Source organism: Desulfococcus multivorans (genome assembly GCF_001854245.1).
In the GTDB taxonomy this organism is placed as follows: domain Bacteria; phylum Desulfobacterota; class Desulfobacteria; order Desulfobacterales; family Desulfococcaceae; genus Desulfococcus; species Desulfococcus multivorans.
On record NZ_CP015381.1, the window covers coordinates 3,437,716 to 3,461,548 of the forward strand.

The following is a 23,833-nucleotide window of genomic DNA, read 5'->3' on the forward strand; positions in this document are numbered from 1 at the left end:
GCTCACCGGCAGCCATTTCCTTCCCCGGGATCGGCACGGGGCCTGCAGGCGTCACGTCATCGCCGCATGAAACCGACACCCCCCGCCGAGGTTTGATGGCGTCGCCGTACTTGCCGATGCAGGTGATATCCCTCCGGCGACCTGCCGACACAGCAGGACTTGGGAAAAACCCTGCACCCTTCTCAGCCGTCTCAGTATTCCGGAAGAAAATATCGGACCCTGACCTCGTATCTGGAGGGCATCGTTCCCGGCATCTCCCTGCACGACATCACCCGGCCCAGTGCATTCATCGGCGGCAACCTGTTGCCGGCGACGCCCGCTTTGGCTCTGCGGGAACGGATCCATACGGTCGATCCGATCTCAAACGGCCGGGTGGACTGGAAACAAACCCCTTCCCCCCAATGGCTGAAGGTCCAGCTGGTGGTTCCCACCGGCATATTGAAATAGTTGACCTCTATCGACGCCTTGCATCCCTCTTCCGGACGAACCTTTTTTTCGATCGATTTTTCCATGTTTTCTCGGCATATCAGGATGGGTTCACAGCACCAATCAACTTCCGGCTTTCACAATGTTGACCGGGAAGCAGTAATGTCGGGGATAATGACGAAGCCCTTTGCACGAGGCGCTCACGCGTCGTTTGAGCGTCGTGAATCATCAGCCGCTCGGGCGGCTTGAGCGTCGGCGTGTTTTCAGGCCCCCGGAACAAACTTCAGCGGAGCATGAACAAAAGTAAGCAATCCGTGGGACATTCCCGGCTTTTGAAAGTCGAAAATTGAAGATAGTAATACCTATCGATTATCGAATCGGTTTGTCCATAGGGGAAAGGCATCATTTTCGGTAGGGGAATGTCCCGGTCGGGATCGACTCCCATAAAGAGCGGAGGGCTATCGGGCAGAAAACACCGCTCCGAAGGCTATTCCTTCCAGAGATCTACGTCGATGATCCCGATCTTGGCGGCATACCGTATCAGCTCGATCGTACTGTGCAGGCCCAGCTTTCGCATGATGTTGGCCCGATGGTTCTCGGCCGTCTTGGGGCTGATGAAAAGTTTTTCAGCCACCTGCGTGGCGGAATACCCCTCCCCCAGGAGGGTCATCACCTCCTGCTCGCGGGGCGTCAGGGACTCATAGCCGTCCGTACTGACGGCTATCTTCTTTTCAGGCAGTTCGGCGAGCTTCTTGACCACTTTTTCAGAAACCTTCGCGTCCATGAAATAGTCGCCGTTGAGAACGTGCTCAATCCCCTTGATCAGCATATCCGCGGCCGACTCCTTGGCCAGATATCCGGCGGCGCCGGCCTGGAAGGAGCGAACGATATAATCGATCTTTGAATACATGCTGACCATCAGTACGCGTGTATCGGGCGAGCACTTCAGAATGTCCCGGGCAAGCTCGATCCCGTTCCGGTCGGGAAGGGAAATGTCCACGATGGCCAGGTCGGGTTTGATCTCTTTGACGGTTTTCAGCCCCAGATCGGCGTTCCCCGCTTCCCCAACCACGTCGTAGCGGTCGCTTCTCCCCAGAATGGTTTTCAATCCTTCCCGGAACAGGGGATGATCATCGATGATGATGATCCGTTTCTTGTCGCCCACACGGATCCTCCTCGAAAGGGTGACGGCGCCCGTCACGTTGTCGTCCGGACAATGGGCACCGGAATTCGATCCATTGATAACAAATTCCGATTGTTTTGACAATGCATTATGGCCGGCGCCTTGGCGAAACCCAGGGAGCGCCGGCCGCGGCAGGAGCCTTTCCCGAGGATCGCGGCACTATTCGCCGGCTCTTTCACGGGCAAGCTCCTCGTCGCTCATACACCAGAAGGGGAAGCCGTCCCGGGTCCGTCGAATCTTGTACTCATCAAATTCACCCCGTTTCACCTTGGCGGCGATAAAGAGGTCCCGCCCCTCGATTTCAGCCCAGGCCCCCTTGATTTTCACCTCATCCCCTTTTCGTATCCCGATCCCGTCAGGGTCCACAAACCATTTCGGCCCCAGATGAACCTCGATCCGATCGCCGTCTTCGTCCTTGAGGATCATCGCCGTCCCCGGGGACATGCCGGCCAGGGGCACCACTTCGGAGAAGCCCTCCACCGTTCCTTTGAGCCGGTCCCGTTCGCTGTTTTTGTAAAGCTGGTTGTAGGGGCCGTCGATCTCCCACCCCCCCATCTCCCTGGGACCGCCGGCCAAACCGGCTCCCAAACCCGCGGCAAGAACGACGACAATAATTGCGATTACCGAAAGAAATCCTCGATTCGTCATGATGATGCCTCCTTTTTTGAAATAGCACGAACGCGTCACGTATTGACGCTGCCGATCCTGTCCGTGACGGATCGGGCCTTGCCGTAAATGCGTCCGGTATCCCCCTTGCGGATATCGAGTTTGACGGTGGCGTAAATACGGGATGCATCGCCCGCCAGAACATCATGGGCACGCTGGACGATGTCCAGGGCCTCCGCCAGGGTCGGGGTCTCGACAAGGGTTCCCATGGCCGTCACCTGATAAACGACGCCGCTGTCCCGGATCATTTCGACGACCCGGCCGACCGCCGCGCCGACACTCCCGCCCTTGTCCGTCGGAAAAATGGCCAACTCCATCAGAACCGACATAACGGTACCTCCTCATCTGTTGCCTTTCACCCGGGTCGGGGCTGCCCGAGACGTCAAAAGGTGTAGCCGATGGAAAAGTGAAGACGCCCCGCATCCTCTCCCGCCATCGGGTCCAGTTTCCAGCCGTACAGGATACCGACGGCGCCGATGGGGGTGATGTATCGGAGACCGAGGCCCGCGGAAGACCGCAGATCGTCCGAGCCGCCCGAGCCGCCGGCGCGACCAATCCGGCCCACATCATAGAAGGCCGCCATTTCGAGGTTCATCCCCAGGTCATAGCGGACCTCGAGGTTTCCCAGAAGGGATTCCCGACCGCCCACGGCCCTGCCGTCGGCATCGATCCGCAGAAGGTTTTCGTCAAACCCCCTCACGGTGGCGGTCCCCCCCAGATAGAACAACTGGTCGTCCGGGACGACGCTGTCGGATCCATAGGGGTAAATATAGCCATACATGCCGCGAATCGCAAAGGTCAGGCGATCCACCGGCGTCTTGTAATAACGGGTTTCAAATCGATACTTCAGAAAATCGTCCAGGGATTCCTGGAGCCCTCTGGACAGATCGACGTGGAAAGAGGCGAATACCCCCCGGGTGGGTCGTACAAAGGAATCGGTCGTATTGTAGACGGCCGAGGGTGTCCCGACCAGGACGGTTCGCGTCCTGTAGAGTTCCTCGTCGCCCTCCGGAATCGGGCTGCCGCCGCGCATATACTGTTCCCGCCGTTCCAGGCTGAAAGCCAGTCCGAGATCCAGCGCCCCGTCCAGCAGCCGACGGCTGAACACCTGGGAAACGCCGAAGTTGCGGGTTCCGAAATCCTGGTTGAACGCCTCCCGTTTTTCGCCGAACACGGTGCTTGTGGCGGAAATCCGACTCTGCCGGAAACGGGGCTCCGTAAAGGCGGCCTCCAGGCGATAGCCGATCTGACTGATCTCCATGCCGCCCCTCAGGTCCTGGTTCCGTCCCAGGAAATTGCGGTCTCCGCCCCTGGCTGCGGCAAAAAAGTGTCGTTCCGTGTCGTACCCCAGACTGAATTCCATCCAGTAAGGCGGTTCCTCCTCCACCTCTACGATCAGATCGACCGTCTCCGCCCGCTCCTGCAACCCGGGAAACCTGAAACGAACCGAGTCGACGGCCCCCATGTTCTGGATGTTCCGACGGCTTTCCAGGATCTTCCGGGCGGAAAAAGGCCCGTCGGGCCGGATCTCCAGTTCATTCCGGAGAATCTCTTCCACCGTCCGGAAATTCCCCGTAAAATGGATCCGCCCCACTCCCACGTATCCGCCCTCCGAAACCGTATAGCGGACGTGGGCGCCGGTGCCGTCGGAAGAAAGCGCGGCCGAACCCTTGACCTGAACGTATGGATACCCCTTTTCCGCGACAATGCCCGTGATGGTGTCTTCATCGGTTTTGAGCAGGTACTCCCGGTAGGGTTCGCCGGGCTTCAGGAGAAGGACCGTCTCGAGGGTCTCCAGGGAGACCACGGACACACCGGTGATCGACAGGGAAGATACGCGGGTTTGAACCCCCTCGTCGATGGTGATGGCCAGACGGCCGTAGCGTTTACCGTCCCCGCTGTCGTCGCCGTCGGCGGTTTCCGTCCCGGCCTGCCAATCCATCTTCCACGCCACGGTCGTCTTCAGGAATCCCTCCCGGAGGTAGAGGGCCTTGACGGCGCCGATATCGTCTTTGAGCCGCCGCGGATCGTATTCGCCGTCTGCAAGGAGGCCCGGGGTCCGCGTCAGCATCTGTTTCAGTATCCTGTCGTCGTCAAAGGTGGTGTTCCCTTCGATGTCGATATGCTCGACAACGGACCGGGGGCCTTCGTCGATCAGGATGCGGATGTCCCGCCGCTTTTCGGAGGCCTCCCCGGAAAGCGATTCGGCCGTCGTCACGCGGCTGTCGAGATATCCGTCGCTTCGGTAGCGATTGCGGATGTTCCGCAGGCTTTTTTTGAGGCCCGCATCGTTTCGGTTTCCGGTTGAAAGGGCGAGATCCCGGCGCAGGGTCCACCAGGCCCAGTAGGCATCGTTCCCCTCGAACGAAACGTCATATCGCGGCCCTTCCTCCACCGCCAGCCATACGTCAACTGCCGCCGTCTCGACGTCTCTGGCCACACGGGCGTCCACCGCCGCGTCGGCATAGCCTTTGGCACGATAGAATTTCACAAGCTCCCGCACGTCTTCATCGAGATCCTTCCGAACGAATCGGGTGACGCCCCCGAAAAGGAGCGATTTTTTCCATGCGTCCGTCCTCAATTTGAGCCGAAAGTCGGAAAAAGCGCGGTTGCCGTCGACGGCAAAGCTTTCGAGCCGGAAGTACCGGCCCTTATCGATCCTTACCCGGAGGTCCACGATCCCCGCCGTTCCGCTCGGTTCCGCCGTGATGCGCACCACCGGCGCGATGTAGCCCTGGCTTTTGAAGAGATCGACCACCGACGCCTCCTCGGCCGGAATCCTTTCAGCGTCATAACTGCCGCCGGAATGGAAGGTGAGGGCATTCCGCACCTCCCGATCGAAGACGGGAAACGCCCCCGCCACCCGGATCGCCCGGATCCTGAAAAAGGGCGTCAACCGGAAGGTCAGCACGATCTCGTCCGCCGTCCAATCGGGGTCTGGAACGTGAACAGCCGCGAACATCCCGGAGGCATCCAGCGCCGCAAGGCTCTTCTGAAGCGCGGCCTCTGAAAACGGCTCCCCCGCCTTCACCAGGATCATGCCCCTGGCCATGGATTCCCACCGGGCCGTATCCCCCCGGCCCTCCTCGATCTCGATATCGATCCCTGAAACGATGGGTCCCTCTCCGGCCGAAAGACGGCCGCTGCCGTTCGGGTCCGCCGCAGGTGCGGAAGCCGAGTCCAGGATCAAGAGCAGCGCAACGCCAATCAACAGCATTCTGGGTATCAATGGTCCTCTTTCCCGACGCAAGGACGCGTCATGCATTACCGGAATTCCATCCGGAAGGTCAGGGCGCCGCCGAAATTGCCCGCCGTATCCTGAAAAGCGCTCACCATCAGCTCCTCCAGAATCCTGTATTCCGAAATCACCTTCTGGACGGTCACGCCATTTTTGATGTCGGCGCCGTATTTCACTGTAATCCGTCGGGAAAGTTCCTTGCCCAGGGTTACCCTGATGTCCTCTGCGTCACCGCCGTTTCCGGCCTCGCTCAATTCCACCTCGACGATGTCCAGGCCGGTGGCGTCTCTGACACCCGACGATAGGGTATCCGAGAGAATCTCCCCCAGCATCCCACGGGCGGAGAAGCCCGAACCGCCGTCATCCCGACGCATCTCCTTCAGGGTCTTTCCGAACACCAGAAGAGAGATGATGTCCCCGTGCTCTTCCGCGGGATTCGATGTCAGCTCGAATCTCAGATTATCCGGCGTCCCGCCGATCTTGAGCGTAACGATCCAGTCCCGCACCTCGACCTCTCCCTCGATATCGATTGTGGGTTCCGTCCGGTAAGGATTGAGGAAGTCGACAACCCCTCTCCGTATCTCGAAAGCCCGCTTCTGATAGGTGACCACCCCTTCGTCCACCGCGGCCCGACCGCTGATCACCGGACGCTGGGCCGTGCCCAGCACACGGAGATCCGGACTGAGGCGCATGTCCGCCACATTGTTCTCCACCACGAAAGGTTCCCGGCGTTTGACGACGATATCGAGGGCCATATCGCTCAGGAACGGGGTCTCCCCCGCGTCCGGTTCAGGGGCCGTCTCACGGGTCTTCGTCGTCATGCCCTGAAGGAGGTTGAGTTCGACATCCCTGGTGTAGCGCCCTTCCAGAAGAACGATCTCTCCCGAAAGCATGGATTTTTCAGGGGTTCCACTCAGGTTCAACCGGCTGTCCAAAAGCAGGCTCAAGGTGTCGGGAATCTCGATGGGGAGTCTCCGGGCCGAGGCCTGGAGATCCACCCTTACCGGCGCAAATGCCTCGAGGTCGACACGCCCGTCCAGGCCAAAGCTTCCGTCGTCGATACGGCCCGTCACATTTTCCAGCGACAGTGCTCCGGACGACAGGACAACCCGGCCCGTCACGTCATGGAGGCGCTGATCCAGCCCCGGGAGGTTCATTCCGAGACGATCCAGGGTGAGGCGGCCCTGAAGTTCCGGTTTTTCGAGGGTTCCCGACATTTCGGCCGCCAGGAGAATCACCCCCTGGGGATCGCTTTCCGCATCCAGGAAAGGTCGGATCACCGCCAGGGGAATACGGCCGTCGGCGCTCAGCGCCAGCCTTCCGGCCAGGTCCCCGGCGCCCTTCAGGGTGATGCGGCCGTCCTCCAGCAGGCGAATCTCCGTAGCCGGCAGCGTGTAACGCCCTTCCTCGAAACGGGCTTCGATCCGCCGGCCGGCCAGCAACGGCCGCCCCCCGCTCACCAGGCTCAGGTCGCGCAGGTCTGCCGCGACCCGGATCGTCTCCCAAGCGTCGCTTTTCCCCTCGGCCGTGAGGGTGCCGTCGATGCGTCCCGTCAGGTCGTCCAGCCCCGCGATCCGGAAATAGGGCGCCAGGTCGGTTCGGTCAAAGCCCAGGACCGCGGAAAACGTCTTCCGGTCCAGATGATACCGGCCGTTCAGGTCAAACCCCGGCCGTCCCCAGATGCGTGCCGTGCGATCCGCGAGAGCCAGTTGGATGCGAAAATCCGCCATCGGCTTCCGGTTGATCCGGATATCCGTCATGGCCACGCGCCCCTCGGCCCGCGGATCCGCGAAGGACCCCTTGCCGAAAAGATCGAGGGAGACCGTACCGGCGAGGCGGTCGGGGCCGCCTGCCGCAGGGATGCTGCCCAGGGAAATCCCCGTCGACGTCACGCGCATCTCGTAGGTGGACCGGTCGAGATCGATGATGCCCTGTCCGTCGAGGAACTCTTCCGGGGTCACGGCCACCCGAAACCGGTCGAGCCGGATGGTCCCCCCGTCCATCCGGGCGTTCATCGTCACGCCGTCCAGGGGCTGGTCGCCAAGTTCCAGCCGTCCCCCGTCCACGGTGATCGTCCCCCGGGGCCGGGCGACGCTCCCCCCGATCTCACCCGCGAGAGAAAATGTGCCGGTCATGCCGTGGACAAAATCCTCCAGACGAACGGGGTCGCCTGAAAGTCGGATGTCGAGGGTCGGGTCATCCGAAAAGGCCCCGGTCCCGGGCGTCATGACCCCGACAGTGCCGGTCAGGGTCAGGCGGGATTCTCCGTTCACCACCGCAACGGGCGACAGTCCAACCCGTCCCTCGGTCATCGTGATCCGGGCATCCACGTCACCGATGCGGTTGGATCCCACGGCAAGCCCTTCACCCGAAATGTCCGCCCGCAGGTCCGGAGAACGCGCCGGGCCATCGGCCTTGACGGTGCCGGCGAACCGGCCTTTGATATCTCCGATTTCAAGAAAGTCTCCCGGCGCGACGTTTTCGAGAGCGAGGGCGAGATCCACCGGCAAACCCGGACGGACCTTGGGGACGTCGCCCGGACGGTTCTCCAGGAGGGTGATGCTGCCTCGGACGGTCGCCCGGGACCCCCTGTTCTTCAACGTCAGGGTCGAAATCGCGACGGTGCCGCTTTGGTCCAGGTCGGCCTCGAGAAGAACATCTCCCAGGACGGCCCCCGGCGCGACGAGCCGTTTTCCGGAGACAGCGAGCGTCGCCGTGGGGCGGTCCGGGCTGCCGCCCATGGAAAGATTCGCCGACAGCCCCCCGGCGACGCCCTCGATGCCCGCCGGAGACAGGAGCGCCGCCAGATCAGGCGCCTGAAGGGCGAGATCGCCCTTCAGACCCACGGCGAAAAGTGCCCGATCCGCCGACAGGAATCCCCGGGGAAAAGCGGCCGCCAGATCGGCGTCCCCCTGGACGGACAGGGTTCCGAGACGGGAGATGATCGACAGGGGGGCGATATGGAGATGCCTGTCCGCCAGGGAAAGGTGCAGATCGATCCGATCCACGGGAAAGCCGCCCAGAAGACCGCCGCCATAATCAAGCTTCACTGTGGCGTCGGGATCGCTGAGGGGCCCCTTTGCCGAGAGGTGCATCGCCGCGCTGCCGCTCAGTTCGGGATCGAGGTTAAGCACGTCCCGGATCTCGGCAAGGGCCAGATCCGCATCGAGCGTGAGATCGAGAACCGGATCGTCGCCCAGTCGATCCACGGCTCCGGCGAGTCGGATATGGGTCTTGCCGGCCGAAAGCGCCAATATAACGGATGAAAGCCGGTCGGCGTTCAGGTCTGCCGCAGCCTCGAATTGATCGATGGGGCCGGTGAAAGCCGGACTTTCGATATCGCCGCCGAGGATGCCGATCCGAAGGCGTCCTGTCGGAGTCGACGACGACAGGGCGTCAATCTGCATGGAAACACCTTCCAGCGAAACGGCCAGAGGCGCTTCGGGATCCTTGTATGAAAACACGCCGTTGGTCAGACGAAAACGGTCGACGACCACCTCGACGGCGGACTGACCGGGTGTCTCGGCCGGTTCCGACGCCCGGGGCTCCGGTTCGGGGAAGGCCCCCATGAGGTTGAGCCGGCCCCTGGCATCCACCGCGAGGTCTGCCCAGGGCGCCTCGACGCGCACCGCCTTCACGGCAATCACGCCCTTCAGCAACGCCCTCCAGGAGACGTCGATACGGAGATGATCGAGTCCGGCCAGCCGCTCCTGTTCGGGGCCTTCCACCAACAGATCACGGATGTCGACACGGCCGGCCAGCAATGAAAAATCGAGGTTTCCCCACCTCACGGCCCCCGGAAGAATCCGGTCGACATGTTGTTGAAGGCGCTTCTGGGCCTGGGGGGTCTTGAGATATGAAACGCCGCCCACCAGCACCAGCATCAGCAGCCCTGAAACCGTAACCACGGCGATAAGGGCGGTTCGAACCCATCTACCCATCTTGGAATCCTGCTCCATGATTGTTGTCGTTCGGATGCGCGAAGCTGCGAAAAAATCGTCCCAACGGGCACCGAATCTACACCATCGCCTCGTTCGAATCAATTTTTTCTTTGATATCGGCACGCCACCGGCTATAGTCGAAGATATCGGCCGTGCCGAAAACCGTGGCGGTTACGGCGGCTTTTGCAGTTCCACCGAATGGACATCGCCCGGCGCCGTCCGTCGCCGGCGGTGATGCCCAAGGATAAAAACCTGAAGGGAGAGGGGAAGACCATGATGAGAAGCACCGTAATCCGGCTCATTATCGCATTCATTCTCTTGCCGCCTTCGATCGGGCTCTCGGCCCGGGCGCCGGTGAGCGAGGCCACCGAGGCGTGCCTGGGATGCCATTCGTCCCTCCACCCGGGCATCGTGGAGGAGTGGCAGAAAAGTCGCCACGCCCGGGTCGCTCCCCGGGACGCCCTGAGGGAAAAGCCCATCGCTCGCAGGATTTCCGCCACCGACATCCCAGATCGCCTGAAATACGTTTCCGTGGGATGCGCCGAATGCCATACCCTGCGCGTCGAGCATCACGCCGACGCCTTCATCCACAACGAGGTGGAGATCCACGTCGTTGTGAGTCCCCGGGACTGTGCCGTCTGCCACGTCACCGAAGCCGACGAATACGCCGAAAACATCATGGCGCATGCCCGGGGAAACCTCGTGGACAACCCCGTGTTCCAGGATCTCCAGCTGAGCATCATCGGCACTCCCGTTATGAGCGACGCCGGCATCCGGTACGAGCCCGCCGATGCGGACACCCGGGCCGAAGCCTGCGAGTATTGCCACGGTACCCGCCTCGTCCACAAAGGGATGGAGACCCGAAACACCGACATGGGAGAGATGGAATTTCCGAGAATCGACGGGTGGCCCAACCAAGGCGTGGGCCGCATCAATCTCGACGGCAGCCTGGGCTCCTGCGCCGCCTGCCACACCCGCCACGCCTTTTCCATCGAAGCGGCCCGAAAACCGTACACCTGCGGGGAATGCCATGTCGGCCCCGATGTTCCGGCCTATAAGGTCTACACCGCCAGCAAGCACGGCAACATTTTTTCCGCCGCAGGCGCCGATTGGGATTTCGCCGCCGTTCCCTGGACCATCGGCAAGGACTTCACGGCACCCACGTGCGGGGCCTGCCACATGAGCCTTCTGGTCAACACCGACGGTCAAACCGTCGTGCAAAGAACCCACGCCATGAGCGATCGCCTTGCCTGGCGGATCTTCGGCCTGCCCTTCAGCCACCCCCACCCGCGACGGCCGGAAACCAGCATTATCCGAAACCGGGACGGTCTCCCCCTGCCGACGGATTTCGACGGGACCCCGGCTTCGGAATTCCTGATCGCCCCCCTCGAGCAGGAAACCCGTAACCGTACCCTCCAGGCGGTCTGTCTGGGGTGCCACGGCAAGGCCTGGGTGGACGGTCACTGGAAACGCTTCGAGAATACCCTCGAAACGACCGACCGCGACATCCTGACGGCCACCCGCCTCATGGAAGAGATCTGGGCGCGGGGATATGCCCAGGGTCTCGCGCAGCAGGCCAGCCCCTTTGACGAGGCGATCGAACGGACCTGGTGCGACAGCTGGCTCTTCTACGCCAACACCGTTCGATTTGCCTCGGCCATGGCCGGCGGCGGGGATTTCGGGGTTTTCGCCGACGGTCGATATCAGCTCTCCCGCCGCATCCGTGAACTTGCGGACGAGCTGGCGCTGCGGAAGCGGCTGTTCCCGCCGCCCGAACCCATCACCCGGAACGGCGCGCCGCGGCGCGCCGCGGACCCTGGCGGGAGAATCGCCCTTCGACGATAAAACGACGCCGCCGGATACCGGCGCTCAACCCTCCTGAACCAGATTTTTGAGACGGGTCAGGATCTCCCAGGCAAACCCCTCGGGCATGCAGGGGAAGACGGCGTTGTTGGTATAGACGGGGTCCGCCTCGATATCGTAGCGGGACGCCGCCACGGCCGCCGGCCAGAGGTCCGTATGGGGAATGGGTGTGTAGTGGGCGATCACCGGTGTGATGCCGCTTGCCTTGACCGTAAGGACGGCACGTTCGACATCTGAAATCGGCTGCCCGGGGAGCCCGGCCAGAAGATAGGCGCCCAGACGGTCTTTATCGAAGCCCGCGCGCAGGAGACAGACCGCGGCCTCCCGGAACTGGCGTTCATCGACCTTCCGGTCCAGGGCCGAACGGCGATCAAAGGCCGTGGTCTCAAGCCCCAGCCGGAGGGTCTCGAACCCCGCCCGGAGCATCAGATCTGCCAGGGATCCGTCGATCTCCCGGATGTGAACGGCGTTGGGCGTATGAAACCGGACGGGACGCCGGGTTGCGATCACCCCTTCCAGAATGGGGACGATGTGCCGCTCGGGATGGATAAGCAGGGCGTCGTCGTAGAAGACGAACTCCGTTACACCGTGACGATCATGCCAGAAGCGGATCTCGTCGACCACGCGCTCCGGTCGCCGTGTCCGGCGTCGCGGTTCCAGATATCGGGAGGCGCAGTAGGCGCAGGCAAACGGGCATCCCCGGGAGGTGAGCAAGGGGATGTAGCCGATGGTTCGTTGCAGGTCGAAAGCGGGATAGGGGTAGGCGTCGAGATCTCCGGGATCGAACCGCCATTGGGGTCGAAATCCCGTAAGGACTTCGATCCAGCGGAACAGGCTTTCCGGGCCGTCTCCGGCCGCGACCCGGTCCGCCCCGGCATGCGCTGCTGCGTGATCCCTGCACAGGGTGGCGTAAACGCCCCCCAGAAGCACCGGAACCCCGGGAAACCGACGGCGAAGCCGCCCGATCGTCTCCCGGACTCCCGGGTACCAGTAGGTCATCAGGGAGGTGACCAGAATCAGATCCGGCGGCGGAACGGCCTCCAGATCCGCGTCAAGCCATGGGGGCTCGATGCCGTAGCGGCTGAAATGTCGGGGAATGTCGTAAAACCCCGGCGGCTTGGGAATCCGGCGTTTGTGATAGGGTCCCCGGCCGTGACGGGCTGAGGGATCCTGGAGCGGGGCCTCGGGATGAAACCGATCCAGGCAATCGATGTAGGAGATCCCCATGCCGTGCTCCCGCAGAAGGGCGGCAAGGATGAGCAGTCCCAGGGGCTTTGCCCAGAAGTCGTAGGCGGCGAAGTCGTGGATCCAGGGGTTGACGAGGAGAATCTGGGGGGGCTTTGCGTTCACCGTGAAACGGAGATCAGTCCTCCGGCGACGTTGACAGGAGGTCCGGAAAGTACTGCATGGAGATCTTCTTCAACTCCTTGCGGCTGAAGAGCAGAGCGTACTCCGTTTCGCCGGTGGCCGCGGCCATTTCACCGGCGATCTCCCGGCAGGCCGCCTCGTCCGACGCATGGACCATCGTGTAGAGGTTGTAGGGCCACTCTCGCGTTGGATCCCTTCGATAGCAGTGGCTTACGGCCCTGAAGGCCGCCATTTTCGTCCCCACCGCGTCGATTCGGGCCTCGTCCACACGCCATGCGACCATGGCATTGGCCCGGAACCCCGATCTCTGGTGCTTGAGGGTGGCGCCAAACCGGCGGATGACGCCTCGGCGGGTAAGGGCGTCAAGTGTCTCGATCACATCCTTTTCCGTCACCCCCAGCCGTTCGGCGATGGCGAGATAGGGCCGCTCCGTAATCGGTATATCCCCCTGCGTCGCGGCGATGACCTGTTTTTCGAGTTGGCTGAAATTCGGCGTCGACATGGCTGATCTTTATAAAATGTTCCCCTTCAAAAGGCAAGTTTTTTGTGCTCGGACGGCATCTGCGGATTTTCCGAAACCCGATAATGTGATATCAGAGGTCCTGAAAACAGGCCCGGACACCCGGGCCTCATCGTCAACCCCAAAGGACGGCGCAGGATGTTGGTCGAACTCCAGGGACAGATCGAGCGAATCACCTACAGCAACGAAGAAAACGGCTTCACCATCGCCCGGCTCAAGGTTCGGGGGCGGCAGGACCTGGTGACGGTGGTGGGGAACCTGGCGGCACCCATGCCGGGCGGCGTTCTCAAGATGACGGGGGAATGGATTCAGCACCCGAAATACGGAGAGCAGTTCAAGATTGCCGCTTATCACATCACGGTCCCGGCCACGACCTACGGCATCAAAAAGTACCTGGGCTCGGGCCTCATCAAGGGGGTCGGCCCCGTCATTGCCGAAAGAATCGTCGACACCTTCGGGGAAAAGTCCCTCGACATCATCGAGGAGAACATCGAGGACCTGGCCAGGGTGGAGGGCATCGGCAAAAAGCGTATCGCCATGATCCGAAAGGCCTGGGAAGACCAGAAAGAGATCCGACAGGTGATGCTCTTTCTCCAGTCCCACGGGGTCAGCGCCGCCTATGCCGCCAAGATCTTCAAGTTCTACGGGGATCGATCGATTCCGGTGGTTCGGGAAAACCCCTATCGCCTGGCCATGGACATCTTCGGCATCGGATTCATCACCGCCGACAGCATCGCATTGAACCTGGGTTTCACCAAGGATTCCCCGGTGCGGGCCGAGGCCGGGATCGTCTATGTCCTGAACCGCCTGGCCGATGAAGGCCATGTCTACTATCCATACGCACCCCTGATCGAAAAATGCCGGGAGGTGCTATCGGTGAGCCGCGAGATCCTCGTCGATGCCCTGGCCCGCCTCGAAGCCGACAAACAGATCCGCATCGAGGCGCTCAACGAGCTCCCCATCGCCTGCGAAACCGACAACCAGGCCGTCTATCTTTCAAAATTTCACGTCTGTGAAACGGGCATCGCCAACCGCCTCAGGATCCTTCTGGCCGTGCCCAAATCCCTTCCGGCCATCGATCCGGACAAGGCGCTGTCCTGGGTGCAGAAACGACTTGCCATCCGCCTGGCCGAGGCCCAGGAGCGCGCGGTCCGCTGTGCCGTCGACAGCAAGGTCATGGTCATCACCGGCGGGCCCGGCACCGGCAAGACCACCATCGTGAATGCCATTCTCAAGATCTTCACCGCCGCAGGCGCCCGGATGCTCACGGGTGCACCCACCGGCCGGGCGGCCAAGCGGATGGCGGAAACCACCGGATATCCGGCCAAGACGCTTCACCGGCTTCTCAAGTTCAGTCCCGCCAGAGGCGAATTCGAGATGAACTTCGAAAACCCCCTGGACTGCGACGTCCTGATCGTGGACGAGGCCTCCATGATCGACACCGTCCTCATGCACCACCTCCTCAAGGCCGTTCCGGCAACGGCCACATTGATCCTGGTGGGCGACGTCAACCAGTTGCCTTCGGTGGGCCCCGGAAACGTGCTGGGGGACATCATCGCCTCCGGTACGGTCCCGGTGATCGTTCTCGAGGAGATCTTCCGCCAGGCCAGGGAAAGCGACATCGTCGTGGGCGCCCATCGGATCAACCGGGGCGAACTGCCCCGTTTCAATCCCACCGCCCCTGGAACGGACTTTTATTTCATCCGGAAAGAGGCCCCGGAGGCGGTGCTGGACATTATCCTGAAACTGGTCACGGAGCGAATCCCCCGCCGGTTCGGCTTCGACCCCGTGGACGACATCCAGGTGCTGACCCCGATGCACCGGGGCCTCGTGGGCGCAGGCAATCTCAACATCGCGCTTCAGGAGGCCCTCAACCCCGGAGAAGCGGGGGTGCTGCGGGGTCAGCGAATCTACAAGGCGGGGGACAAGGTGATGCAGATCCGGAACAACTACGACAAGGAGATCTTCAACGGAGACATCGGCCGGATCGTCCGCATCACGCCCGAGGATCAGACGCTCGTCATCGCTTTCGACGGCCGGGAGGTCGTCTACGACTACGCCGACCTGGACGAGATCGTCCTGGCCTACGCCATATCCGTCCACAAGTCCCAGGGGTCCGAGTATCCCGTTGTGGTGATGCCGGTGCTGGTCCAGCACTACATGCTGCTGCAGCGGAACCTCATCTACACCGGGGTGACCCGGGGCCGCAACCTGGTGATCCTGGTGGGAACGAAAAAGGCTCTGGCCATGGGAATTCGGAACGACAAGACCCGGCGGCGTCACACCCGGTTGCGGCACCGCCTGGGCTGACGGCGCCGCCTATCGTCCCGCCGACCGCCTGAGGTCGAGCCGGGCCTTGAGCCTGGGAAACAACTCCAGGTCCGTGTGGGGAAGGAACAGGGAAGCGACGTAATGGTCCATATAGGACGGCGTCTCCGAAAGCTCGAAGTTGGTCATCTTCCGCGTCACCTCGACCACGTCCCGTCGAATCCGGTTGGTCAAGGCGCTCATCCGGGCGCCCATGAGCGAGGCGTTGCCGATGTAGGTGATCTTGTCGGCGTCCATCTCGGGCAGGAGGCCGATAACCATGGCCCGCGCCAGATCCACGTAGCTTCCGAACCCGCCGGCCAGATAGATCCGGTCCAGGTCCTGCATCGAGAGCCCCACCTCCTCGAGAAGGGTCTGGCATCCGCTGTAAATGGCCCCTTTGGCCCGGATCAGATTCTCGATGTCGATCTCGGTCAGCACGATATCCCGGTCGATCTGGGTATCGGCCTGTCGGACCAGGACATACTCCCAGATGCCCTCGCGTTCCCGGACGCGGTCCGTGGGCAGATTCCGCTCATATTTGCCGTTGGGGTTGACGACCCCCGCCTCGAAAAGCGCGGCGACGATGTTGATCAATCCCGAACCGCAGATCCCCTTGGGCCGGACGTTTCCGATGGTGAGGTTCATGGGTTCGAAGGTAACGGGATCGATTGAAAAGTCCTCGATGGCGCCCTTGGCCGCCCGCATGCCGAACTCGATGCCGCCCCCCTCGAAAGCCGGTCCCGCCGAACAGGCGGCACAGGCCAGCCAGTCCCGGTTTCCCACCACGATCTCCGCGTTGGTACCGATGTCCATGAAAAGCGTCAGTTCCTCGGTCCGGTAAAGTCCCGAGCCCATGACGCCGGCCACGATGTCGCCGCCGACATAGCTGGAAACCTGGGGGTAGACAAGGGCCGTGACGTGGTCGGGAAGGTCGAGGTCGAGGTCCTTCGCCTTGATGGGCGGATAGATGGAGGCCGCCGGCACGTAGGGAGATCTCCGGATGTAACGGGGATCGACCTGGAGAAAGAGCTGGGTCATTGTCGTGTTCCCCGCCAGGGTGACGCTCGAAATGCCGTCGGGATCGATCCCGGCCCGTTTGACGTTCTTCCGGATGAGCTTGTTGATGGTCTCCGTCACCACGTCGTGAAGACGAATGAGCCCATCCCCCTTCTCGGCGAACATGATCCGGGAGATGACATCCTCGCCGTAGCTGATCTGGCCGTTGAAATCAGCCTCTTCCGCAAGGACATTCCCCGAAACGAGATCGATCAGCTGCACATATACGGTGGTGGTCCCGATATCGACGGCCACGGCGTAATTCTCCGAGGTGGTGTCCCCGGGCTGAACGTTGATGATGACGGTCTGGCCGTCCTCGCGGACCGGTCGGGCCAGGGTGGCCGTCACCTGAAAGCCCTCCCGCCTGAGAATGTCCGGCAGTTTTCGGATCACCGGGAACTCGACCCCCAGTCGATGCTCGTGATTTTTTAGGGTGAGAAAGCTGACGAGGCGGGTCACGTCCGGCAGATGATCCTGGGCATTGGGCTCCGGCAAGGTCAGATAGACCTTTTCCATAGGGGGAATGAAAAGCCCTTTTTCCTTCAGTTCATCCAGATCGAAGGTCTTGACGCGGGCGGTTTTCCGGGGCGTCGGGGGAATATTGAGAACACTGGCATCGACGACGGACTCCACGGGAACCCGTACGGTGACGTCGCCGATCACCGAGGCCCGGCAGGCCAGGCGGTATCCCTTTTCCCGGTCCTCGGGTTTGAGGCGTTCGGAAAGGCCGCCCTCGACCTCACCCGCCTCGATGATCACCCGGCATTTCCCGCAGACACCCTCCCCGCCGCAGGAAGCGTTGATGTGGACGCCGGCCTCCATGGCCGCGCGGAGAAGGCTTTCGCCGTCCCGGACCTTTACCGTTCGATTCTGGGGTTGAAACGTTACAAGATGGGTATCCATAAGCGATTCCTCCGGCTGATTCTTTCAAACCAATGAGATACCCACTAAGATATTACAGAATGAGATAATGTAAACTAAAAAAACACCATTACCGCCGAAATGGGGCGGGACATCACGTCTCCATCGTGTCAAACCGGCAGGAAAGCAGCACCATGTCGTCCTCGAACACCGTCTTGATTTTGTAGGGCAGCGTTTTGAAAAGATTGATCATGCCCCTGTTATGGGGGGCGGTATAGGCAAACAGCCCGGCCAGACCGTTTTCCCGGGCAGCCTCGGCCAGTTTCCGCATGAGGAGTTTGCCGAGACCCCTGCCCTGGTATGCCTTGTTCACCGTAAAGGCAACCTCCGCCATGTTGCTCGCCTCATTCAGCAGGTATTCCCCCATGGCGATGACCTTCCCGAACCCGAACTCTCCCACCACCGCCACAATGGTGAGATCCTTCACATAGTCCACCTCGAGCATCTCCTCGAGATCGTCCCTCACGAAACTGTGCTTCTCGTGGAAAAAACGGGAGACGACGTCATCGGGTTCGAGATTGTAAAAATGCTCCTGGATGCGGCGTTCATCCACCGGTTTGGCGGGACGGATGACGACGGTCTCCCCGTTGATCTCCCGGACCTCCTCGAGCTTCACCGGGTAGACGCCGTGAATCGAGTCGCTGAGGGTCCTGTCCTCGCTCAACAGTCCCATCTCCTTGGCTTCGAAGAAGAGCTCCTCCCGGTACTCGGGGTGGGCGATGCTGATCATGGCCAGGGCCCGCTCCTGAAGGCTTTTCCCGAAAAGGTTGACGGCACCGTATTCCGTCACCACATAGTGGACGTCTCCCCTGGGGACCACCACGGCGGTATCGCCCAGGCTGGGCACGACGCGGCTGGTTTGATCTTCTCCCGACCCGGAGGTCGAGGCGAACATGAGGATCGATTTGCCGCCCTCGGCCAGCGCCGCCCCGCGGATAAAATCGTTGATGCCGGTGACGCCCGTGAAATAGGTTCGCGGCAGGGCATCCGCGGCTACCTGACCGGTGAGGTCCATGGCCAGGGCCACGTTCATGGAGACCATCCGATGATGTCGGGCGATGATGGTGGGGTCGTTGACATAGTCGGACGGCCTGAAATCGACCGAAGGGTTGTCGTGAAGGAACTCGTAGAGGACCTCGCCGCCGATGGCGGCACTGGCCACCATTTTACCCTCGTTGAAGCCCTTCCGCCGATTGGTGATGACCCCCCGCGAAAAGAGGTGCATCATATCCTGGGTCAGGTATTGGCTGTGGACCCCCAGATCGTTCTTGTCGGCCAACGCCAGCAGCGTGGCCTTGGATGTGGCGCCGAGGCCGATCTGGATGGTGGACCCGTCGTCGACGAGGCGGGCGATGAGCCGGCCGATGGTGTTGGCCGCTTCGGTTTCCGGGAGGGGCTCCGTCGCCAGCAGTTCCTCCTCGTGCTCGACGATGACGTCCACATCATCCACGTGGATGAAGCTCTGACCCAGAACCCGGGGCATGCGCGGGTTGACCTGGGCGATGACCAGATCGGCGGAAAAGGCGGCGGACAGGGTCACGTCCACGGAAACGCCGAGGCTCATCCAGCCGAAATCGTCGGGAGGGGTCACCTGAATCAGGGCCGCGTGGATCGGGAGCTGTCGGCTCTTGAAAAGCCGGGGAATCGCGGAAAGATTGACGGGCGTGATGAAACGCTTGTTCATGGCCAGCCCCCTGGCCTTCCCGGATCCCAGATAAAAGGAACGGATATTGATGCTCCGGCTTTTGGTTTTGTCGGCGATAAGCCCCAGCGGCGTCCGTTCCAGGGAAAGCAGACGGACGATCTCGAGGTCCGTGAAGACCGATGATGCCTCCGCAAGCGTCTTGACCAGGTACTGCGGCTCACCGCAGGACGATCCGATAAACACCCGCTGGCCGGGCCGGATCATTTTGACGGCCTCCTTGGCCGTTCGCTGTTTCTCGACAAAATCATCCGCCCAATAGCTCGTCTTGGCCATACGCCCTCCTTTCCCGGTTGTTTTTCACATCAAATCTCTTTTTTCATTAAAATTTCCATTTACTTTAAATTGTCGGCAATAGCAAGAAGAACTCAGCCTTCCGAAAACCGGCGGCAGGGCAAAAAAGGTTTGGCAAATGGGTTGACATTCTGCTAAATGAACGAACATGAGAAGAGGCAGGCTATGTCTTTGCCGAGTCGACTTTCCCCCGGATTTCATGAAATTTCGAGGCCGCCGGGAGCCCGAAAACAGCGTGAGGCATCGACGCTACAACAGGATATCCGGAAAAAAAGACAACAATCCGTCGATAACCGTTGACGGCGTCTCTTAATTGCGGCCGTGAAATGTGCAAGCTACATATTGACAACGTGTACGCGGTTAAATATAGTGAATATTTCAGATTTACAATGATCATTCAATCATTGGAAAATACGTCGGCAACTGGACGACGATTCAGAAAATCAACCTGGTGAGATTGGATAACGTGCGCGTAAAATTCAGCAATATGAACATAATTCTGCTTCAAAAAGGGGGGTGATATGCTTTCGGGGGGTAAGCATACTGCCCCCTTTTTTTGTGTGTTTTCCACTAAAACCAATTCGTGAGAACATCCAGAGGAGGTACAACATTGGCTTTTGAATTTTTCAAAGAATCTTATTCCGGAGCTGTAAGGAAGGTTACGCTGGGACAAGGCGACAAGGCTGTCACCGTCGGCGGCCAGACATGCTACCCGTTTTATCAGTTCGAAGGCGAGATGCCCAACAAGCCCAAGATCGCCATGGAGGTCTGGGACATGAGACCCACGGACTGGGCGGAGTCGGCACTCAAACCTTTCGAGGATGTCCTCGACGACCCGGCGGCCTGGGCGAAAAAGTGCGTTGACACCTACGGAGCGGAGATGATCGCCCTTCAGCTCAGAAGCACCGACCCCAACGACAAGGACGCGAGCCCGGCCGATGCCGCCGCGACGGTCAAAAAGGTTCTGGCCGCCGTCGACGTTCCCGTAATCGTCTGGGGAACCGCAAGCCCCAAGAAGGACGAAGAGGTCCTCAAGAAAATCGCCGAGGACTGCCAGGGCAAAAACCTGATCATCGGACCGGTGGAGGACAAGAATCACAAGGGTATCGGCGCCGCGGCCATGGGCTTCGGTCACACCGTCATCTCGTCTTCACCCATCGACGTCAATATCGCCAAACAGATCAACATCCTCCTTGAAAACCTGGGCATGCCCATGGACCGCGTGATCGTGGACCCCACCACCGGCGGCCTCGGATACGGCATGGAATACAGCTACTCCGTCATGGAACGCCTGAGAATGGCGGCCATGAACCAGGGCGACGACAAACTCCAGTACCCCGTCATCAACAACCTGGGCTTTGAAATCTGGAAATCCAAGGAAGCCAAGCTCAAGGCTGATGAAGCCCCCACCCTGGGCGACCCGGAACGCCGCGGCATCCTCATGGAGGCCGTAGGCGCCGTGAGCTATCTTCTGGCCGGCTCCGACATTCTGATCATGCGCCACCCCGAATCCGTCCGCCTGGTCAAGGCCTTCATCGATCTCGGTATCGCCGGCGGATCGGCCAAGACGGTCGCTCCCATCGAAAAGAAACTGCCGGCCGCGGAGATCGACCTGGCGGCCCTGGCCCCCGCGCCGGATCTGACGATCACCGAAGAGAAAAAGGCGGAGCCCGCTAAAAAAGCCGCTCCCAAGGCGGCCGAAGCCCCCAAGGAAGCGCCCAAGCCCGCCGCCCCGGCAGCCGCCGCCCCCGCGGCACCCGAAGCCGCCAAACCGGCGCCCGCTCCCGCAGCAGCAGCGGCTCCCGCGGTAGATCCGGCCGTCCAGGCCAAACTCGAGGCCGAGGCCAAGGCTAAAGCCGAAGCTGAAGCCAAGGCCAAACTCGAGGCCGAGGCCAAGGCCAAAGCCGACGCCGAAGCCAGGGCCAAAGCCGATGCCGAAGCCAGGGCCAAAGCGGATGCCGAAGCCAAGGCCAAAGCCGATGCCGAAGCCAGGGCGGCCGAAGTGGCCAAACGGGAATCCGAGGAGAACGCCATCCGTCAGGCCAGAGCCAAGGAGCGCGAGGAGCGTTTGAAGAAGATGGCGGAAGAGCGCGCCGGCAAGGTTGCGGCAGGGGCCGGGATGACCCCCGCGGGAATCCAGAAGAGCGAACTGGACAAACTGGTCGAAAAGATTCAATGGGTCAACGGAAGACTTTATTAGCCCAAACCACTCCCTTCAGTTGTTTGCAAACTGCGAGAGATAGAGATTAATGACGAGGAGGAACCTCAATGGCAGTCGTTAAAAAAGATGAAAAGGCAAAAGTAGCCAATCCCCAGGATGCGTCTATCGATGCCGCAACTCAAATCATGATCAAACGTGCCCAGGACCTGGGTATCGACACCTGCTTCGACCGAAACGTCACTCTGAAACCCTGTAGTATCGGCAACCAGGGCACCTGCTGCAAGAACTGCAGCATGGGTCCCTGCCGCCTGCCGCTTCCCAAGGACTACGACGAAGCCAACGACACCCGGAAAGGCATCTGCGGCGCCACGGCCAACACCATCGCCGCCAGAAACTTCATCCGCATGGTCGCCGGCGGCGCCGCGGCCCACTCCGACCACGGCCGAAGCGTAGCCGAGGTCTTCCTGTCGGCGGCCCGGAAGGAGACCGACGCCTACCAGATCAAGGATGTGCGCAAGCTCCTGGAGATCGCGCCCTTCCTGGGCGTCGCCACGACAGTGGAAAAAGACGGGGCTGTCCTGGACCGGGATATTGACGAGATCGCCGTTGAGGTCGGTGAGAAGGCGATGGAGGAATGGGGCAAGGCCGAAGGCGAGCTGGAATACCTCAAGCGGGCCCCCAAACCGCGCTACGAGCTCTGGAAAAAACAGGGCGTACTGCCGCGAAACATCGACCGCGAGATCGTCGAGATCATGCACCGGACCCACATGGGCGTCGACCAGGACTACAAGAACCTCATGAAGCAAGGGGTTCGCGCGTCCATCGCCGACGGGTGGGGCGGCTCCATGCTGGCCACCGACCTCCAGGACATCCTTTTCGGAACCCCCTATCCCCTGGCCTCCGAAGCCAACCTGGGCGTTCTCAAGGAGGATCACGTCAATATCGTCATCCACGGACATGAGCCGGTCCTCTCCGAGATGATCGTGACCACAGCCCAGAAGCCGGAAATGGTGGCATACGCCAAGTCCAAGGGCGCCAAGGGCATTCAGCTGTCGGGCATCTGCTGCACCGCCAACGAGATCCTCCAACGTCACGGCGTGCCGCTCTGCGGGACCTTCCTCCAGCAGGAGCTCGCCATCATCACCGGTGCCGTCGACGCCATGGTGGTGGATATCCAGTGCATCTTCCAGAACGTCGCCAACGTGGCCAAGTGCTTTCACACCAAACTGATCACGACCCACCCCATCGCCAAGATGGAGCAGGACAACGCGATTCACATCGAGTTCGACGAGCACCACGCCGTCGAGGATGCCGAGAAGATCGTGCGCATGGCCATCGACAACTTTGCCAACCGCGGCGCCGAGGTCATGATTCCCCGCCAGAAATCCCCCATCATCGCCGGATTTGGCGTGGAATCGGTGGAATATCACCTGGGCGGCACCTTCCGCGGATCCTACTACACCCTGAACGACAACATCATCAACGGCCGTATCCGCGGCGTCGCCGGCGTCGTGGGCTGCAACAACGCCCGGGTCAAGCACAACGAGGGCCACATCACCGTCGTCAAGGAGCTCATCAAGAACGACGTCCTCGTGCTCACCACCGGGTGCAACGCCATCGCCTGCGCCATGGAAGGGCTGCTCACGCCGGAATCGGCCAAGGTCTTCTGCGGCCCCGGCCTGGCCGAGGTCTGTGAGACCGTGGGTATCCCACCGGTCCTCCATCTGGGCTCCTGCGTCGACAACAGCCGGATCCTCCTGGCGGCCACCGAGGTGGTCAAGGCCGGCGGCCTGGGCAACGACATCAGCGACCTGCCGGTTGCCGGCAGCGCCCCCGAGTGGATGAGCGAGAAGGCCATCAGCATCGGCCAGTACGTCGTGGCCTCCGGCATCTACACCGTGTTCGGCGCGGTCTTCCCGACGGCCGGCGCGCCGGTCTTCCAGCGGTATCTCTTCGAGGAGATGGAAAAGATGTACGGCGGCATGTGGGATTTCGAAGCCGATCCCGTCAAGCACGCGTGGAAGATGATCAACCACATCGACGCCAAGCGCAAGGCACTGGGCATCGACCAGGCCCGCGAGCGCGTCATGATGGATTTCGCCGATCGCCAGGCCCTGGACGTGTAATGGGGCCGCAAGCCATGGTCGACGAATCCATTTGCAATAACACACCTAAATCCTCAAC

14 protein-coding genes are annotated in these 23,833 nt (G+C 61.2%); 5 read left to right on the forward strand and 9 right to left on the reverse strand.

Annotated features, from left to right (window positions below):
* Positions 1-159 precede the first annotated feature (159 nt).
* Positions 160-447, forward strand: a complete 288-nt coding sequence (locus dmul_RS20315) for a hypothetical protein (protein WP_144016378.1) — start codon at positions 160-162, stop codon at positions 445-447.
* Positions 448-913: 466 nt separating this feature from the next.
* Here dmul_RS20315 and dmul_RS15140 read toward each other — a convergent pair whose 3' ends face one another.
* The 5 genes from dmul_RS15140 to dmul_RS15160 all read right to left on the reverse strand — a co-directional run bounded on the left by dmul_RS15140 (position 914) and on the right by dmul_RS15160 (position 9,472).
* Complete coding sequence (locus dmul_RS15140) at positions 914-1,591, reverse strand: response regulator (RefSeq protein ID WP_020877658.1); 678 nt, start codon at positions 1,589-1,591, stop codon at positions 914-916.
* A 177-nt stretch (positions 1,592-1,768) separates the two neighbouring features.
* Entirely contained in the window at positions 1,769-2,257 is a 489-nt protein-coding gene (locus dmul_RS15145) for a MamS/MamX family magnetosome protein (RefSeq protein ID WP_020877659.1), read from the reverse strand.
* 35 nt (positions 2,258-2,292) lie between these two features.
* Entirely contained in the window at positions 2,293-2,604 is a 312-nt protein-coding gene (locus tag dmul_RS15150) for a thiamine-binding protein (RefSeq protein ID WP_020877660.1), read from the reverse strand.
* Between the two features lie 53 nt (positions 2,605-2,657).
* Positions 2,658-5,504 carry an outer membrane protein assembly factor BamA gene (gene bamA, locus dmul_RS15155; RefSeq protein ID WP_159449696.1) on the reverse strand — a complete coding sequence of 949 codons (2,847 nt, stop codon included), beginning with the start codon at positions 5,502-5,504 and terminating at the stop codon, positions 2,658-2,660.
* Positions 5,505-5,539: 35 nt separating this feature from the next.
* Positions 5,540-9,472 carry a translocation/assembly module TamB domain-containing protein gene (locus dmul_RS15160; RefSeq protein WP_152495398.1) on the reverse strand — a complete coding sequence of 1,311 codons (3,933 nt, stop codon included), beginning with the start codon at positions 9,470-9,472 and terminating at the stop codon, positions 5,540-5,542.
* 180 nt (positions 9,473-9,652) lie between these two features.
* Between dmul_RS15160 and dmul_RS15165 the strand changes: the two genes are divergently transcribed.
* A complete protein-coding gene (locus dmul_RS15165) occupies positions 9,653-11,299 on the forward strand; it encodes a multiheme c-type cytochrome (RefSeq protein ID WP_211276017.1) in 1,647 nt (548 codons plus the stop codon).
* A gap of 24 nt (positions 11,300-11,323) precedes the next feature.
* On the opposite strand, the gene dmul_RS15170 is transcribed toward dmul_RS15165, so the two are convergent.
* Positions 11,324-12,667: a B12-binding domain-containing radical SAM protein gene (locus dmul_RS15170; RefSeq protein ID WP_020877664.1), complete on the reverse strand. Its 1,344-nt coding sequence runs from the start codon at positions 12,665-12,667 to the stop codon at positions 11,324-11,326.
* Positions 12,668-12,680: 13 nt separating this feature from the next.
* Complete coding sequence (gene ahbB / locus dmul_RS15175) at positions 12,681-13,187, reverse strand: siroheme decarboxylase subunit beta (RefSeq protein ID WP_020877665.1); 507 nt, start codon at positions 13,185-13,187, stop codon at positions 12,681-12,683.
* Positions 13,188-13,343: 156 nt separating this feature from the next.
* On the opposite strand from ahbB, the gene recD2 reads away from it, so the two are divergent.
* Positions 13,344-15,515 (forward strand): SF1B family DNA helicase RecD2, encoded by a 2,172-nt coding sequence (gene recD2, locus dmul_RS15180; RefSeq protein WP_020877666.1) that lies wholly within the window; start codon positions 13,344-13,346, stop codon positions 15,513-15,515.
* A gap of 9 nt (positions 15,516-15,524) precedes the next feature.
* On the opposite strand, the gene dmul_RS15185 is transcribed toward recD2, so the two are convergent.
* Together dmul_RS15185 and dmul_RS15190 are read right to left on the reverse strand one after the other, a co-directional pair.
* Positions 15,525-17,474, reverse strand: coding sequence for an ASKHA domain-containing protein (locus dmul_RS15185; protein ID WP_020877667.1), 1,950 nt, complete (start codon positions 17,472-17,474; stop codon positions 15,525-15,527).
* Positions 17,475-17,586: 112 nt separating this feature from the next.
* On the reverse strand, positions 17,587-19,470 hold the full coding sequence (locus dmul_RS15190; RefSeq protein WP_020877668.1) for a bifunctional acetyl-CoA hydrolase/transferase family protein/GNAT family N-acetyltransferase: 1,884 nt from the start codon (positions 19,468-19,470) through the stop codon (positions 17,587-17,589).
* A gap of 628 nt (positions 19,471-20,098) precedes the next feature.
* On the opposite strand from dmul_RS15190, the gene dmul_RS15195 reads away from it, so the two are divergent.
* Positions 20,099-21,688: an acetyl-CoA decarbonylase/synthase complex subunit delta gene (locus tag dmul_RS15195; protein WP_020877669.1), complete on the forward strand. Its 1,590-nt coding sequence runs from the start codon at positions 20,099-20,101 to the stop codon at positions 21,686-21,688.
* 68 nt (positions 21,689-21,756) lie between these two features.
* On the forward strand, positions 21,757-23,775 hold the full coding sequence (gene cooS / locus dmul_RS15200; RefSeq protein ID WP_020877670.1) for an anaerobic carbon-monoxide dehydrogenase catalytic subunit: 2,019 nt from the start codon (positions 21,757-21,759) through the stop codon (positions 23,773-23,775).
* The last annotated feature ends 58 nt before the right edge of the window (positions 23,776-23,833 follow it).

What these genes read in the sequence shown, in the direction of transcription:
- dmul_RS15185 (WP_020877667.1), bottom strand. Translation starts at nt 17,474, where the DNA reads ATGGATACCCATCTTGTAACGTTTCAACCCCAGAATCGAACGGTAAAG.
- dmul_RS15145 (WP_020877659.1), bottom strand. Translation starts at nt 2,257, where the DNA reads ATGACGAATCGAGGATTTCTTTCGGTAATCGCAATTATTGTCGTCGTT.
- dmul_RS15150 (WP_020877660.1), bottom strand. Translation starts at nt 2,604, where the DNA reads ATGTCGGTTCTGATGGAGTTGGCCATTTTTCCGACGGACAAGGGCGGG.
- ahbB (WP_020877665.1), bottom strand. Translation starts at nt 13,187, where the DNA reads ATGTCGACGCCGAATTTCAGCCAACTCGAAAAACAGGTCATCGCCGCG.
- dmul_RS15160 (WP_152495398.1), bottom strand. Translation starts at nt 9,472, where the DNA reads ATGGAGCAGGATTCCAAGATGGGTAGATGGGTTCGAACCGCCCTTATC.
- recD2 (WP_020877666.1), top strand. Translation starts at nt 13,344, where the DNA reads ATGTTGGTCGAACTCCAGGGACAGATCGAGCGAATCACCTACAGCAAC.
- dmul_RS15190 (WP_020877668.1), bottom strand. Translation starts at nt 19,470, where the DNA reads ATGGCCAAGACGAGCTATTGGGCGGATGATTTTGTCGAGAAACAGCGA.
- cooS (WP_020877670.1), top strand. Translation starts at nt 21,757, where the DNA reads ATGGCAGTCGTTAAAAAAGATGAAAAGGCAAAAGTAGCCAATCCCCAG.
- dmul_RS15165 (WP_211276017.1), top strand. Translation starts at nt 9,653, where the DNA reads ATGGACATCGCCCGGCGCCGTCCGTCGCCGGCGGTGATGCCCAAGGAT.